This window comes from Natrinema sp. CGMCC1.2065, from assembly GCF_051225675.1.
GTDB lineage: Archaea > Halobacteriota > Halobacteria > Halobacteriales > Natrialbaceae > Natrinema > Natrinema thermotolerans.
In genome coordinates, this window is sequence record NZ_JBPJSJ010000032.1 from 1 (window position 1) to 13659 (window position 13659).

Sequence of the window (13659 nt, forward strand, 5' to 3'; positions counted from 1 at the left end):
CAGCCCCAGCGCGGCGACCGCCAGCGTCGCCGGCTCGAGGCCGCCGATGAGTCGAGCGAGCGGCTGCTCGACCTCGGCCGACGCCGGCTCGGGACTGGCTGGCTCGGCCAGCGAGTCGTCGACGTCGACGGCCGGCGGGCCGGGAACGACGGTGACGGCGATAGAAATCGATTCCGCCCCGTACCCCGTGAGTACCTCGAGGGCGCCCTCGACGGGCCCGTCGATCCCGTCGGCGTCGACGGCGACGGGGACGGTGGTGACGGCGTTCGGTTCGACGTAGTAGTTCCCCGCTTCGAGGGCGGCGATCCGCTCGAGGTCACCGGCGAGCCGACAGTGGGCGTGTGCGGGCGCGTCGTGTCCCTTCAATCGAAGGGCGAACGAGCCGTCGACCTCGAGAGCGCTCGCGGCCGTCTCGAGGGCGCCCGTGGACTCGCGGTTGACGTGAACGGTGACCTCGGTGTCGGGCATGACTGGCTGGCCCTAGGCCGGGGTCTCCTCGCGCATGTCCGGCGGCAGCAGGTTCGGGATGCCGTCCTCGATGGGGTAGGACTCGCCGCACTCGGTACAGACGAGCGCGCCGTCGACGACCTCCTCACCGTCGTAGTCGGCGTCCTCGAGTTCCAGATCGTGTTTGTCGAGCGGACAGCAGAGAATCTCCAGTAGCGACTCCTTCATACTACGTAGGCGAGTCGCCTCCAGCAAAAGGTTTCGGGAACGCTCCGAGCGATTCGATCCCGTTCGGTCGCTGACGCCTACTCGTAGGGGTTCTCGACGACGACGGTCTCCTCACGGCCGGGGCCGACGCCGACGGCGTAGACCGGCGCATCGAGTTCGTCGCTGACGTACTCGAGGTAGGTCCGGGCGTTCTCGGGGATCGCCTCGTAGCCGTCCTCGGCGACCGCGGCCCAGTCGACCTCGGGCCAGCCGTCGAAGGACTTGAACGTGGCCTCACAGCGGCCCCACTGTTCGGTCGTCGAGGGCATCGTGAGGATCTCCTCGCCGTCGAACTCGTAGCTGTGGCCGACTTTGACCTCGTCGAGGCCGGCCAGGACGTCGACGTGGTTGACCGCGAGCCCGGTGAAGCCGTTCGCGCGGGCCGCGTGGCGCAGCATCGGCATGTCGAGCCAGCCGACGCGGCGGGGGCGGCCGGTGACGGTGCCGTACTCCCCGCCCTCGTCGCGGATGTAGGTCGCGAGTTCCTCCTCGTCTTCGCCGGCTCCCTCGTCGGGATCGTAGTCGGGCGTCTGTCCCTCGACACCGCCGAGTTCGGTCGGCAGCGGGCCGGTACCGACCCGCGAGAGGTAGGCCTTGACGATGCCGATGACCTCGCCGTCGCCGACGACGGTCGGGCCGAGCCCGGTGCCGACGGTCGCCCCGCCCGCAGTCGGGTTCGAGGAGGTGACGTAGGGGTAGACGCCGTGGTCGATGTCGAGCGAAGTCCCCTGCGCGCCCTCGAGCATGACGTTCTCGCCGGCATCGATGCGCTCTTGCAGGAAGGTCCCGCAGTCGACGGTCATTCCCTCTTCGGCGAGGCGCTCGCCGTACTCGCGGTAGGTGTCATAGAGCTGGTCGATGTCGAACGCCTCGCCGGTCTCCTTGTCGAAGACGTCCTCGGCGAGGGCCTTCTTCTGGGGAACGACGTACTCGAGGCGTTCGCGCAGCGTGTCGGGGTCGAGCAGATCGCCGATCCGGACGCCGCGGCGGCCGGCCTTGTCCTCGTAGGTCGGGCCGATGCCGCGTTTGGTCGTGCCGGCGGCCAAGTCGTCTTTCTCCTCCTCCTCGATCCCGTCGAGCGCGCGGTGATAGGGGAGGATGACGTGGGCGCGCTCGGCGACGCGGACGTCCGGATCGAGCCCGCGTTCGCGGAGCGTATCGATCTCGTCGAACAGCGTCTCGGGGTTGACGACACAGCCGTTGCCGAGGACGCCGATCTTGCCCCGGACAGCACCGGAGGGTACCAGCGACAGTTTGTACTTCTCGCCGTCGTGAACGACGGTATGGCCAGCGTTGTCGCCGCCCTGATAGCGGGCGACGACATCGGCGGCGTCGCCGTAGAGGTCGACGACGCCACCCTTGCCTTCGTCGCCGAGTTGCGACCCGACGATAGTGACGGTCATAACAGCGGCGGGTTCATGCCGGGCCGATAAACAGATTACGGTATACGGGTCCGTCCAGAAGGTATCAGTATTTATGCGCACAGCACCAATGACGGGATAACGTGTGACACGACCGATACTGTGTCGTGGCGTTGCCCCGATCGGAAGCGTTAACTACTGACAGGAACGAGCATCGAGTTGAGAGTGGACGTTTCAGTTCTCGAGGGCAACCTTTAAAAGGTCCAAAGACAAGTTAACAAATGCCATGATAGACCGACTTGAGAAGGAAGTCGATATGCTGGAACGCCATCTGCAGGTCCTGAAGATGGTCATCGAGAACGAGCCGATCGGCATCGTCAAGATGTCGAACGAGACCGGCTACCCCCACCACAAAGTCCGGTACTCCCTCCGGGTCCTCGAGGAGGAGAACCTGATCGAGCCCTCGAGCCAGGGTGCGATCAAGACCGAGCGCACCGCCGAGTTCGTCGACGAACTCGACGGCAAGATCGACGACATCGTCGACAAGCTCGAAGGCATGAAGATCGAAGACGTCGCCGAGATCGAAGGGTAGTCCCTCCGCTCGCTTCGGACATCGCCCGTCCCCGCGACCGGAGCCGACGCGAACCGATTTCTCATCGCCGTTTTCAACCGCGGTAGCGACTGCCAGGAACTGTCGAGCGATCGCCGGACAGCCGTCGAAAACGAGGTCGGAACCCGCGAGCCTACAGTTCGGGCACGTTCATGTGGAACCCTTCCGATCGCGATTCGACCAGACAGAGGTGATACCCCGTCTTGCGCGAGAGGTTGACGTAACTGAGCTTCGAGCCGCGGCTGAGCAGTCCGCCGCTGGTAGCCTGCTCGGCCACCTCGAGCGCGCCGGGTTCGAAGTAACTCGAGGTGACCGCGATCGCCGCGGCCAGGTCCGGATAGTTGGCCTTGACCGCGGAGGCGGCCGCCTCGAGTTCCTCGAGGGTGTCCTGGGTCGCGGGCTCCCGCGAGTCGTTGAGCGCGACCAGCACTAACGGATTCCCCATCTTGTCGAACGCGACGATGTCGAAGGTGACCTCGTCGGGGACGTCCTCGGTGTCGTCGTCCTCGAGCGAGATCGTCGCGCCGAGTTCGGCCCGGTCGATGCGGGGGATCGCGTCGTAGAGATCGCCCAGCCCGTCGGCGTTACCGGTGTCGCGGATCTCGTACAGCAAGGTCGCGGTGAGCCAGTCGACGAACCGGTACTCCATCGAGGCAGCGAGGAACTCGTCGTACGGCCGGCCGTCGACGGCCGCGTCGGCCGAATCGAACTGCGTGTGATGTTCGAGTTGCAGGTTCGATGCGACCTCGCTGCGGTCGGCGTCGCCGTCGTGGGCCGTCTCGAGGGTCGGCTGGCTCTTCGAGGCGTACCGGACGAAGAGGTTCGTCCCCGCGAGCGCTCGCTGGGCCGAGAGCTGGGTACTGGCACCGGAGTCGGCCGTTTCACTGTCGGCTTCCCGCGCCCGTTCGAGTTCCGTCTCGAGGCTCTCGATTCGGGACTGGAGCCGCTCGACCGTCGACGAGAGGTCGTCGTTCTCCGATCGCAGCCGGTCGCGTTCGGCCTCGAGTTCCTCGGCTCTCGTCTCGAGGGCCCCGTATCGCTCCTGAAGCGTCTCGAGCTTCTCGGTCAGTGCGGCGACCCGCTCGCTTGCGGCATCGGTCGCGGCCGACCGACCGCTCGCGTCGGTGTCCCCGCTACCGGCGGCGCGGTCGCGGGACGCGTCCCGACTCGCTCCCGTCGTGGTCGCCTCCGCCGTCGTCGACGGGGCTTGGGTCGCGCTCGAGTCAGTCCGCCCGTCGCTCGACCGGGAACCGGTCGCCGTCGCGGACCGGTCGCCCGAACGCGTGCGCTCGTCGGACTCCGACTCCGACTCGCTGTTGTCCGGATCGATCGACGGGATGCGCCGCGTCTCCCGCCACTGTTCCTCACGCTCGAGTTCCTCCTCGAGGTCGCCGTCGGGTGTCTCGGCGTCCTCGGCCGTCGTGGGATCGGTGGGTGTCGCGGGACCCTCGACCGTCGAGTCCTCGTCGTCCTCATCGACCCACGAAATATCGTTGCGGTCCAGTTCCTCGGCTGCCGCCTCGACCTCGGCGAGGTCCGGGTCCGTGGGACGGTCCGTCTCGACTCCGCTCGGTTCGCTCGAGTCGGTGGCGTCGTCCACGGGTTCGGCCGCCTCGGCAGACGCCGCCGGCTCCGTCCCTATCGGGCCGTCGGCGGCCCCGTCTTCGGTCCCGGTGGTCGTGGGATCGGCTGGCTCCGTCGTCCCTCGATCGGCGTCGGACTGCGACATCGCGCCGGTGTCGGCGGCGTCTTGCCGTTTCGTCTCTGCAGCCGCGGGGCTCGTCACCGAACCGGCGTCGGCAGTACCCTCGGGGGCCGGCTCCTGACTGCCGGACGGGTCGGTATCGATAGCCGACTCCGCGTCGGTAATACCGGTCGGTTCGGGTTCGGTGTCGACCTCGTCGGTCGCGGTGATCCCCGACGGGTCCTCCGTCAGATCGATCTCCGACGACAGCGACGACGCGTCGTCGGCCACGCCCTCGGTCGACTCGGTGTCGGCGGCGGCCACGTCCTCGATCGGATCGGCCTCGACCGAGTCCGCTCCCGAAACGTCGATCGGCTCGATAGACGAGTCCGTCGGATCGGTCGTCGGGCTGTCGGCCGCGGATGCGGTCGGTTCGGAAGCCGGATCGGCATCGGTCGCGGCGTTTGCCCCGGCCGTCCCGGTACTGGACGCCGAGTCAGTGGCCGCTGGCTGACTCGAGCCGGCCGCGCTGTCGGTCGTGCCCGCGGCCGCCGGCTCGTCGTCGGCCGCACCCGGAACGTCGGTCACGTCGATCTCGACGTCGATGACTTCGTAGATACCGACCTCGTCGGCCGCGCGCTCGAAGGCTTCCTCGCCCGTCAGTAGCCGTTCGGCGTTGCCGATGTAGGCGGCTGCCATCCGGCGACCGCCGTAGTAGACGGCGTAGTAGTCGCCGCTGAGGACGTTCTCGCTCAGTTCGACGTAGCCGGTAAACGAGCCGCTCTGGAGGGTGTTATCGACCTCCCGGAGCGGCGTCTCGTTGGTGTAGTACTTCGCCCTCGTGTCGCCGCCGCGTTCCTCCATCGCACAGAGTAGCGGCAGCGACGGGTGTGGTGCCTCGTAGCGGGTCCCCGAGGCGGTTTCGAAGTCGTCGATGTCGCCGTCGACGACGCCGACGATCCGGCCATTGAGCATAAAGAGCCACGTGCCGTGTCCCGAGACGGCACCCGAGAAATCGGCGGCAGCGAGATCGGAGAGGCCATCGAAACCGCCGCTGAACGGGCGGGAGTCCCACTCCTCGACGCGCTCTTGCGTGCGCGGGTCCATACGTCAACAAGCGGGAACCACACCAAATACGTTTCGCCTAGACTACGCCGCGAGTTAAATCTTCGATTCGGCGTCCTCGGCCAGTTCCTTCATCCGCTTGCCGATCCGGCCGGCGCTCGAGAACTCGTCTTCGCTCATCGCACTCGCTAGGGCGTTACCAAGCACGAAAACGGCGTGTTTGTGTTCGCTCTTGGACTTGTGGACGTGCGAGGGATCGACGTCGAGTTGGCGATAGGGATCGAACAGCGTTTCGTCGACCTCCTCGCGCTCCGAGAAGTACTCCATGATGACGACGAGTTCTTCGTGGAGCTCGAGAAGTTCGTCTTTATGCATACACACCGCTTGGAACGGTTTGAAGTTAAGCGTTGTGTGGCGAGACGTCGCAAATCCGGCTCGAGGCGTTCAGCGCGCCGACCAGCCGGGATCGTCGTGCCGGGACGCGATCGTGACCGCGAGCAGGAGGACCCAGCCGCCGAAGGCGACGGCGGCGATAAATTCCGGGACGGCAAACCACGTGTCGGTATCGGCCCCACCGTCCAGGGAGCCTATCCACACTGCCCACGCCAGCGGGTGGACGAGTCCGATGAGAATCGACGGGACGGCCAATCGGCGGTCGCCGGCCAGCGCCGCCCCGGCCCCGTAGACCCAGCCCGCGAACGGGGCGACGCCGAACACCGAAAGCGCCGCGACGGCGTGGAAACTCCGGTCGAGGTAGATGGCCGTATGCTCGAGAAAGAAGATCCCGACGCCGATCTGTCCGAGTACGGTCACCGCGAGCAATACGATGCCGGCCCGCTCGAGGCGGTTGCGACTCGCGGTCCACAGCCGCCAGGCGAATGGGAAGCCGATCAGTCCGCCGACGATCAGACCGCCGTTGAAAAGCGGGAACGTCGGCGCACCGTACCGGCCCATGTCCGAGAGCGCTCGCGTGCGCCAGGTAAACGTCTCGGGGGGAGCCACGAACGTCGCGAGGAGGATGGCCCCGAGCGTGACGACCGGGGCGGCGATTCCACAGTAGGTCGCGATTCGCTTCGTCTCAGTCATGGATAGCGTGGCGTCGCGACGTGATCGGCCCCCCGAACCTGCCGTGAGCGGGCGGCCGTCGGATCTCGCCGCGGGAGTTCCGTTCTGGACGGAGTCCCGAAGACATATATCTATTTCCGATCACGTTTGTTCGATGACAGATAAGGGGATCGTCCGGCGACTGAACGCGGTCATCGGACTCCAGGTCGTGATCCTCGGTGTAATCGTCGCCTCGACGCTTCCGGCCGCATTACTACCGGTATTCGTCCTCGGGGGAGTCCTGTTCAGTCCGACGGTCGTACTGGCGCTGTTGCTCGTCTACTCGTGACCTCGGGACGACAGTCCGTCTCAGTCGTCGTCGGATGCCACAGCCGCGTCGGTCTCGTCCTCGCGGTGGTCGGCGGGGAACCACGCGAGGTCGTGGTCGGCGGTGACGCGGACCCCGACGCGTTCGTCGAGATCGATCCGGTCGGAGTGGTTGTGCATGCACTCGATGGTTTCGCCGCCGTCGAGTTCGACCCGGTAGAGGACCGTCGGACCGAGATAGCGACGGTAAACGACCCGGCCGTCGGCCTCCGCCCCTTCTTCGGGGTAGGCCGTCACGTCGTCGGGCCGCACCAGCAGGTCGACGACGCTGCCGTCGTACTGGTGGGCGAGCCCGTTGACGTCGTCGCGGAGGACGCGCCCGAGCGCGGTGTCGACGTGGTCGCCGTGGACCTCGCCCGGGAGGAAACTGGCGTGGCCGAGAAAGCCCGCGACGAACCGCGATTCGGGCTGTTGGAAGACCCGCTGTGGGGTGTCGATCTGTTCGATGTCGCCGTCGTTCATCACGGCGACTCGGTCGGAGATCGACAGCGCCTCCTCCTGATCGTGAGTGACCGAAACCGCGGTCACGCCCGTTTCTTTGATGATCCGGCGGACCTCCTCACGCATCTCGACACGGAGGTCCACGTCCAGATTCGAGAAGGGCTCGTCGAGCAACAGCATCTCCGGCTCGGGCGCGAGCGATCGGGCGAGCGCGATCCGCTGTTGCTGGCCGCCCGAGAGTTCGTCCGGGTGGTCGTCGCCGTGGTCGGCAAGCCCGACGAGTTCGAGCAGTTCGTCGACACGGGCGTCGCGCTCACTCTCCGTCCAGTCTTTCAGCCCGAAGGCGACGTTTTCGCGTGCGCTCAGATGTGGAAAGAGGGCGAAGTCCTGAAAGACGACCCCGACGTCGCGTTGCTCCGGCGGAACGAACCGGCCCTCGCCGGCCACGGTGTCGTCTTCCAACCGAACCCGGCCGTCGTTGGGTCGCTCGAGGCCGGCGATCAACCGGAGCGTCGTGGTCTTCCCACAGCCGGAGGGGCCAAGCAGGGTCAAGATTTCGCCGTCGCGAACCGACAGCGACAGGTCGCCGATGACGTCCTCGCTGCCGTATCGCTTGGCGATGCCGTCGAGCTCGAGGACCGCCTCGTCGGCCGTCGGCGCTCCAGTGGGCTCCCGCGTTCCGTCCTCGGCGGCCGTAGTAAGTAGGTGTCCGTTCGCCATGGGTCCTCTCCGGCGTCTGCCGGCGTACATTCCCTTTAGGCGGCCCTAAAATACTTATAACTGCCGGTCGGCTCCCGAGCGCTGGGAGTCTAGAGTTCGACGCCGCTCGGGATCAGGCTGTGCTGGCGAAGCAGGCTGCCGTCGTCGTCGTAGACCAGAAACGTTCCCTTGTCGTAGCTGACGAACTGGTCGCCGTCGAGCGTGATCGTGACCTCGTAGCGGCCGTCGTCCTCGGCGGCCGCCTCGCCGTAGCCCCGGGCCGCGCGGATGAACTGCAGGACGTCGTCGGCGTCCTCGTTGAGTTCGAGAATGAACTCGCCGGTGACCCGGTTGGTCACGCTCACGACTCCCTGAGTGTCGTCCCCGAGCGGCCCCTGGAGCCGGAGTGCGACGTCGGTCTCGCTCGCGTCGAGGACGTCGCCGTCGGGGCCAGTCAGGCGCTCGCGAAGCATCGTCGCCGGGCCGGTGAAGTCGATCGATACCGATGGCTTTCGTGGTTCGCCGTCGGTTTCGACCCAGTCGATGTGCGTGACGTCTAGCGTGAAGTGCTCGCGCCTCATTCCGTACGCGGTAGTTCGGACTCCCACGGTATGAACGTAACGCACAGCAACCCGTTCATACGACGGGGTCGACGCACGTCGCCTCGCCGTCGCACGCGCTACGTCGATCAGTAATCGAAACGGCCGCCTCATTTATGCCGGTCGCGTCCGGACTGTCACGGAGCCCTGATCATGGACCAGCGGGACACGACTCCTCGAGCCGACGACGAGCCGGCGGTCGCGGGCACGACCGATAGCGCAGCCGACGGGGCCGTCGAGGAGATCACGGAGCCGGCCGCGGGCGGCGACGCCGAGGACTCGACGATCGAGACCGCGCGGCGGGTCGTCCGACGGGTCGTCGAGACGCTCCGTGGGACGACCGTCGACGTCGGCGACTACGAGCCGGACACGCACGGGCCGCTCGTCGAACTCGACGACCCCGGTGACCTCGAGGTGATCGAACGCTACTGGGTCGACGCCCCCTTCTCGTACGTCACGATCGGCTACGATCACGAGGCCAACGAACACCGCTACCGGCCCGTCGAACCGCGGCTGCGCGATGACGAAGCGGTCCTGCTCGAGACGCTGTTCGAGGACGTCCGCGATCCGCTCCTGTATCGCGCCGAGGACGGCGACGACGTCGAATCCCTGCTCCGGGAGACGGTCCGCGAGTACCTCGAGCGCTACGGTGCCGCGGTCGACACCACGACGTTCTATCGCCTGTTTTACTACCTCTACCGGGATTTCCGGGGTTACGGCCGGCTCGCGCCGATCATGCACGACCCCCACGTCGAGGACGTCTCCTGTGACGGCTACGAGCTGCCGATCTTCGTCTATCACGACGAGTACACCGACATCGAGACCGACGTCTCGTTCGAGGCGGACGCGCTCGATCGGTTCGTCGTTGGACTCGCCCAACACTCGGGGCGACACATCTCGATCGGCGATCCGATGGTCGAGACGACCCTGCCGGACGGCTCGCGGGCCGAACTCGCGCTCGGCGAGGAGGTCACTCCCCGCGGCTCGGCCTTTACCATCCGCAAGTACGCCGACGAGCCGTTTACCCCGATCGACCTGCTCGAGTACGGAACCTTCGGCGTCGAACAGTTGGCCTACCTCTGGCTGGCGATCGAACACAACAAGAGTCTGATCTTCGCGGGCGGGACCGCCTCGGGGAAGACGACGAGCATGAACGCCGTCTCGATGTTCGTCCCGCCCCGGTCGAAGGTGGTGACGATCGAGGACACCCGCGAACTGCAGCTCTCTCACGATAACTGGCTCTCCGCGATCACCCGCGAGCGGGTCCACGAGGGGACCGACGTGACGATGTACGATCTGCTGCGATCGGCGCTGCGTCACCGCCCGGAGTACATCGTCGTCGGCGAGGTCCGCGGCGAGGAGGCGATGACGCTCTTCCAAGCCATGAACACCGGCCACACGACCTACTCGACGATGCACGCCGACTCGGTCCAGACGGCGATCAACCGCCTCGAGAGCGAGCCGATCAACGTTCCCCGATCGATGGTCCAGAGTCTCGATATCCTCTCGGTCCAGACCCTGACCCGGGCCGGCGACGGGCGCGTGCGCCGCAACAAGGTCCTCGCCGAGATCGAGGGCGTCGACCAGCGTACTGGCGAACTCGACTACTCGACGGCCTACCGCTGGGACAGCGAAAGCGACAGCTTTCGGAGCGCCAATAGCCGCGTCCTCTCGGAGATCCGCGACGAGCGTGGCTGGAGCCAGACGGAGTTGCTCACCGAACTCGAGAACCGCAAGCAGTTCCTCGAGTACCTCCGCGAGAACGGGATCAGCGACTACCGGCGGTTCACCGCCATGGTCAACGAGTACTACAGCGACACGGCGAGTGTCCTCGAGCGGATCGGGGTCGAGAGCCGACTCGAGGCCGAAGACGGGGCCGACGAGGGGTACGGGGACGAGAACCGAACCGGAGGCGAGGACGGGCTCGCGGACGAGGGCGTTCCGGCCCCCGACTCCGACGCTGCGGACTCGAGCGGGGGACCGGACGTCCCTCGGGACCGATGAGACTGGTACCCCTCCTCCCGCTGGCGCTCGCCCTGGCGTGTCTCGTCCCGATCGCGGCGGCGAGATACGTCGCCCGGGTCGATCGCGTTCTCGCCCGGATCGCGAACCGCTGCTTCGGGTCCCACGTCGATCTGTTTCGCGGCGAGCGACCGGACCGGCGGGCGGCCCTGCAGGCCGCCCAGCTCCCGACGACCGATCGCGAGTACGGGGCGACGACGCTGCTGTACGCCGCGATCGCTACCGTCGTCGGTGCCGTCCTCGGGATCTACGCCGGCTGGGGACTGCTGTCGCTGCTCGCGATCGATCCCGAGACCATCCGGGCGGCGGTCCCGGGCCCCCTCGCGTTCCTCGCGGGGCTGGCCGGCATCCCGTCGCTGTCCGCGATCGAACTCGCCGCGCTCTTGCTCGGCTCGGCGGTGACCGTCGGGGCCGTCGCCGGCGCGGGGACCTACTGGTTTCGGTGGTGGTATCCGAGCTACCTCGCGGACGGCCGTGCCCGCCGAATCGAGGCGAGTCTGCCCGCGGCCGTCGCCTTCCTCTATGCCCTCTCGAAGAGCGGGATGGCCGTCCCCGATGCAGTCCGGGTCCTCGCCGACCAGGAGGACACCTACGGCGAGGTCGCCGCCGAGTTCTCGGTCGCGGTCAGGGAGATGGACACGTTCGGTACCGACGTGATCACTGCCCTCGAGACGATGGGGCGGCGCTCGCCGAGCCCCCAGTTCCGGGAGTTTACCGAGAACCTCGTCGGCGTCCTCCGGAGCGGACAGCCCCTCTCGACGTTCCTCGAGCGCCAGTATCGAGACTACCGAGAGGAGGCCGAGTCCCAGCAAGAGAGCGCACTCGGGCTGCTCGCGACGCTTGCCGAAGCCTACGTCACGGTGCTGGTCGCCGGGCCGCTCTTTCTGATCACCATCCTCGTGGTCATCGGAATCGCAGCGGGCGAGACGTTCGGCCAGTTGCAGCTCCTCGTCTACCTGTTCCTGCCGCTTGCAAACCTCGGGTTCGTCGTTTACCTGAGTACGGTGACCGACGACCTCACGCCGGGCCGTGACGCCAGCGGAGGTGAACAGACCCTCGATCCCCCCTCGGTCGACGCCGTCCCGACCGAACGCGCTCCCGATCTGCCGGGGGCGCGACCGCATCCCAACGTCGAGCGCGTTCGGTACTACCGGCGGCTCCGCGGCCTTCGTGAGCGGCTCGGGCAGCCACTCCGAACGCTCGTCGGACGGCCGTCGCTGACGTTCGTGATTACCGTTCCCCTCGTCCTCGCGGCGTTCGTCGGTCGCCACTCGCCCCTCGCGGGCGAGATCACAGTGACCGCGGTCGACGACACCATCGCGGTCGGGGCGCTGTTCGCGATCGGCGTCTTCGCGGTCGCCGAGGAGGTCCGGCGTCGCCGGCTCTCGGCGATCGAGGCCGCGGTGCCGGACCTGCTCGATCGACTCGCCAGCGCCAACGAGGCCGGCTCCTCGATCGTCTCGGCGATCGACCGCGTCCGGGACTCCGAACTCGGGCCGCTCGGCGACGAACTCGACCGCGTCTGGGCCGACGTCGAGTGGGGTGCGGACCTTCAGACCGCGCTCCGCCGGTTCGAAGGTCGCGTCGGCACCCGGTCGGTCTCCCGGGTCGTGACGCTGCTGACCGAATCGATGGCGGCCAGCGGCAACCTCGGAACGACGCTCCGTATCGCCGCACGCGGGGCCGCCGCCGACCGCCGACTCGAGCGCGAGCGCAGACAGGCAATGATCGAGTACGTGGTCGTCGTCTACGTCTCCTTTCTGGTCTTTCTGTTTATCATCGGCGTGCTGTCGGGCTATCTCCTGCCGAACCTCCCGGCCGAGGGGGCGGAACTCGCCTCGGGGACCGGCACGACCGAACTGGGCGGCCTCTCGGAGGGCGACGCCGACGCCTACGCGACGTTGTTTTACCACGCGACGCTGGTGCAGGGACTGCTGTCGGGCCTGATCGCCGGTCAGTTGAGTACCGGCGACGTCAGCGCCGGCGCGAAACACGCCGCAATCATGCTCGCGCTCGCCATCGGACTCTTCACGGTCGTCCTGTAGGGCGCTGACCGGCGATGAGAAACCCTTTAGTCCTCGACGGCGGAAGCGGTAGTGGGAAGCGCACGGCCGCAAATCCGACTCCGTCGCCCGCTCTTTGGGGCGGCTTGGGATTGCGGAAGTGCAGACGAGAGCAGTACTGCCAACGGCAGTACAACGCAGCGGTCAGTGCGATTCCTATCCTCAACAATGGCACGAATGCACACCCGCCGACGCGGCTCGTCCGGTTCGGACAAGCCCTCGGCAGACGAACCACCGGAGTGGAGCGACGTCGACCCCGAAGAGATCGAATCGCGGGTCGTCGAACTGGCAGAACAGGGTCACGACCCCAGCCAGATCGGGATGAAACTGCGTGACGAGGGCGTCACCGGCACCCCGATCCCGGACGTCAAGCTGGCGACCGGGAAGAAAATAACCGAGATCCTCGAGGAGAACGACGCGCGAGCGGACATCCCCGAGGACCTCTGGAACCTGATGGAGCGTGCGGTGCGCCTGCGCGAACACGTCCAGCAGAACCAGCAGGACCACCAGAACAAACGCGCTCTGCAGAACACCGAAGCGAAGGTCCGTCGCCTGGCCGACTACTACCGCGGCGACGAACTCGAGCCGGACTTCACGTACACGCCCGAACTCGCGAAGGAACTCATCGGAGACGCCGAGTAACGCCACATGGCAACCGAGGGTCGATCCGCACCGTCGTCGTCCGCCACGACCGCGCTCGAGAGCGCCGGCTTCGTCCGGCTGATCGCGCGGGCCGACGGCGACGCCATCGCCGCCAGCGCCCTCCTCGCGAGGGCGCTTGCCGACCGTGATACGCCGTATCAGATCACCGTCGGCCGGACGATCGCCGAGCGGGCACGGCGCATGCGCGCGCCGACCGCCGACGGCGACGCCACGGTCGTCGTCGGTACCGCCGACGCGACCACCGACGAACCGATCCGGCTGCCGGCGACCGACCGACCCGCGGTACTCGAGGCCGTCGATCTCGTTC

At 67.1% G+C, this 13659-nt stretch carries 13 protein-coding genes and 1 pseudogene; 6 read left to right on the forward strand and 8 right to left on the reverse strand.

All coding sequences use genetic code 11. The features are described from left to right. The 3 genes from ACSBP4_RS19200 to ACSBP4_RS19210 all read right to left on the reverse strand — a co-directional run. The coding region (locus ACSBP4_RS19200; RefSeq protein WP_435553160.1) for a DUF7524 family protein at window positions 1–468 on the reverse strand (468 nt) is incomplete at its 3' end. Between the two features lie 12 nt (window positions 469–480). Next, a complete protein-coding gene (locus ACSBP4_RS19205; RefSeq protein ID WP_006181936.1) occupies window positions 481–675 on the reverse strand; it encodes a methytransferase partner Trm112 in 195 nt (64 codons plus the stop codon). A gap of 77 nt (window positions 676–752) precedes the next feature. After that, a complete protein-coding gene (locus ACSBP4_RS19210) occupies window positions 753–2117 on the reverse strand; it encodes an adenylosuccinate synthase (RefSeq protein WP_435553161.1) in 1365 nt (454 codons plus the stop codon). Between the two features lie 244 nt (window positions 2118–2361). On the opposite strand from ACSBP4_RS19210, the gene ACSBP4_RS19215 reads away from it, so the two are divergent. Beyond that, window positions 2362–2667: a hypothetical protein gene (locus ACSBP4_RS19215; protein ID WP_006181938.1), complete on the forward strand. Its 306-nt coding sequence runs from the start codon at window positions 2362–2364 to the stop codon at window positions 2665–2667. Between the two features lie 151 nt (window positions 2668–2818). Here ACSBP4_RS19215 and ACSBP4_RS19220 read toward each other — a convergent pair whose 3' ends face one another. From ACSBP4_RS19220 to ACSBP4_RS19230, 3 genes are all read right to left on the reverse strand, one after another. Next, window positions 2819–5476 carry a DUF7527 domain-containing protein gene (locus ACSBP4_RS19220; RefSeq protein WP_435553162.1) on the reverse strand — a complete coding sequence of 886 codons (2658 nt, stop codon included), beginning with the start codon at window positions 5474–5476 and terminating at the stop codon, window positions 2819–2821. A 54-nt stretch (window positions 5477–5530) separates the two neighbouring features. After that, window positions 5531–5809, reverse strand: coding sequence for a UPF0058 family protein (locus tag ACSBP4_RS19225; RefSeq protein WP_006181940.1), 279 nt, complete (start codon window positions 5807–5809; stop codon window positions 5531–5533). Window positions 5810–5878: 69 nt separating this feature from the next. Next, window positions 5879–6520, reverse strand: coding sequence for a DUF998 domain-containing protein (locus tag ACSBP4_RS19230; RefSeq protein WP_435553163.1), 642 nt, complete (start codon window positions 6518–6520; stop codon window positions 5879–5881). 133 nt (window positions 6521–6653) lie between these two features. Between ACSBP4_RS19230 and ACSBP4_RS19235 the strand changes: the two genes are divergently transcribed. Further along, complete coding sequence (locus tag ACSBP4_RS19235) at window positions 6654–6827, forward strand: hypothetical protein (RefSeq protein ID WP_435553164.1); 174 nt, start codon at window positions 6654–6656, stop codon at window positions 6825–6827. A 20-nt stretch (window positions 6828–6847) separates the two neighbouring features. Here ACSBP4_RS19235 and ACSBP4_RS19240 read toward each other — a convergent pair whose 3' ends face one another. Together ACSBP4_RS19240 and ACSBP4_RS19245 are read right to left on the reverse strand one after the other, a co-directional pair. Then, window positions 6848–8026 carry an ABC transporter ATP-binding protein gene (locus ACSBP4_RS19240; protein WP_435553165.1) on the reverse strand — a complete coding sequence of 393 codons (1179 nt, stop codon included), beginning with the start codon at window positions 8024–8026 and terminating at the stop codon, window positions 6848–6850. A gap of 89 nt (window positions 8027–8115) precedes the next feature. After that, on the reverse strand, window positions 8116–8586 hold the full coding sequence (locus ACSBP4_RS19245; protein WP_006181943.1) for a DUF5793 family protein: 471 nt from the start codon (window positions 8584–8586) through the stop codon (window positions 8116–8118). A gap of 171 nt (window positions 8587–8757) precedes the next feature. Between ACSBP4_RS19245 and ACSBP4_RS19250 the strand changes: the two genes are divergently transcribed. The 4 genes and pseudogenes from ACSBP4_RS19250 to ACSBP4_RS19265 form a co-directional block, all read left to right on the forward strand. Next, a complete protein-coding gene (locus ACSBP4_RS19250) occupies window positions 8758–10608 on the forward strand; it encodes a type II/IV secretion system ATPase subunit (RefSeq protein WP_435553166.1) in 1851 nt (616 codons plus the stop codon). Next, window positions 10605–12671 carry a type II secretion system F family protein gene (locus ACSBP4_RS19255; RefSeq protein WP_435553167.1) on the forward strand — a complete coding sequence of 689 codons (2067 nt, stop codon included), beginning with the start codon at window positions 10605–10607 and terminating at the stop codon, window positions 12669–12671. The genes ACSBP4_RS19250 and ACSBP4_RS19255 overlap by 4 nt, the downstream gene beginning before the upstream one ends. Before the next feature lie 186 nt (window positions 12672–12857). Continuing rightward, a complete protein-coding gene (locus ACSBP4_RS19260) occupies window positions 12858–13331 on the forward strand; it encodes a 30S ribosomal protein S15 (protein ID WP_006649149.1) in 474 nt (157 codons plus the stop codon). A gap of 6 nt (window positions 13332–13337) precedes the next feature. Continuing rightward, a pseudogene (locus ACSBP4_RS19265) lies at window positions 13338–13659 on the forward strand (exonuclease); the annotation flags it as partial.

Coding starts and splice junctions, on each gene's coding strand:
- ACSBP4_RS19225 (WP_006181940.1), bottom strand. CDS start 5,809: ATGCATAAAGACGAACTTCTCGAGCTCCACGAAGAACTCGTCGTCATC.
- ACSBP4_RS19245 (WP_006181943.1), bottom strand. CDS start 8,586: ATGAGGCGCGAGCACTTCACGCTAGACGTCACGCACATCGACTGGGTC.
- ACSBP4_RS19205 (WP_006181936.1), bottom strand. CDS start 675: ATGAAGGAGTCGCTACTGGAGATTCTCTGCTGTCCGCTCGACAAACAC.
- ACSBP4_RS19260 (WP_006649149.1), top strand. CDS start 12,858: ATGGCACGAATGCACACCCGCCGACGCGGCTCGTCCGGTTCGGACAAG.
- ACSBP4_RS19235 (WP_435553164.1), top strand. CDS start 6,654: ATGACAGATAAGGGGATCGTCCGGCGACTGAACGCGGTCATCGGACTC.
- ACSBP4_RS19240 (WP_435553165.1), bottom strand. CDS start 8,026: ATGGCGAACGGACACCTACTTACTACGGCCGCCGAGGACGGAACGCGG.
- ACSBP4_RS19215 (WP_006181938.1), top strand. CDS start 2,362: ATGATAGACCGACTTGAGAAGGAAGTCGATATGCTGGAACGCCATCTG.
- ACSBP4_RS19210 (WP_435553161.1), bottom strand. CDS start 2,117: ATGACCGTCACTATCGTCGGGTCGCAACTCGGCGACGAAGGCAAGGGT.
- ACSBP4_RS19255 (WP_435553167.1), top strand. CDS start 10,605: ATGAGACTGGTACCCCTCCTCCCGCTGGCGCTCGCCCTGGCGTGTCTC.
- ACSBP4_RS19220 (WP_435553162.1), bottom strand. CDS start 5,476: ATGGACCCGCGCACGCAAGAGCGCGTCGAGGAGTGGGACTCCCGCCCG.
- ACSBP4_RS19250 (WP_435553166.1), top strand. CDS start 8,758: ATGGACCAGCGGGACACGACTCCTCGAGCCGACGACGAGCCGGCGGTC.
- ACSBP4_RS19230 (WP_435553163.1), bottom strand. CDS start 6,520: ATGACTGAGACGAAGCGAATCGCGACCTACTGTGGAATCGCCGCCCCG.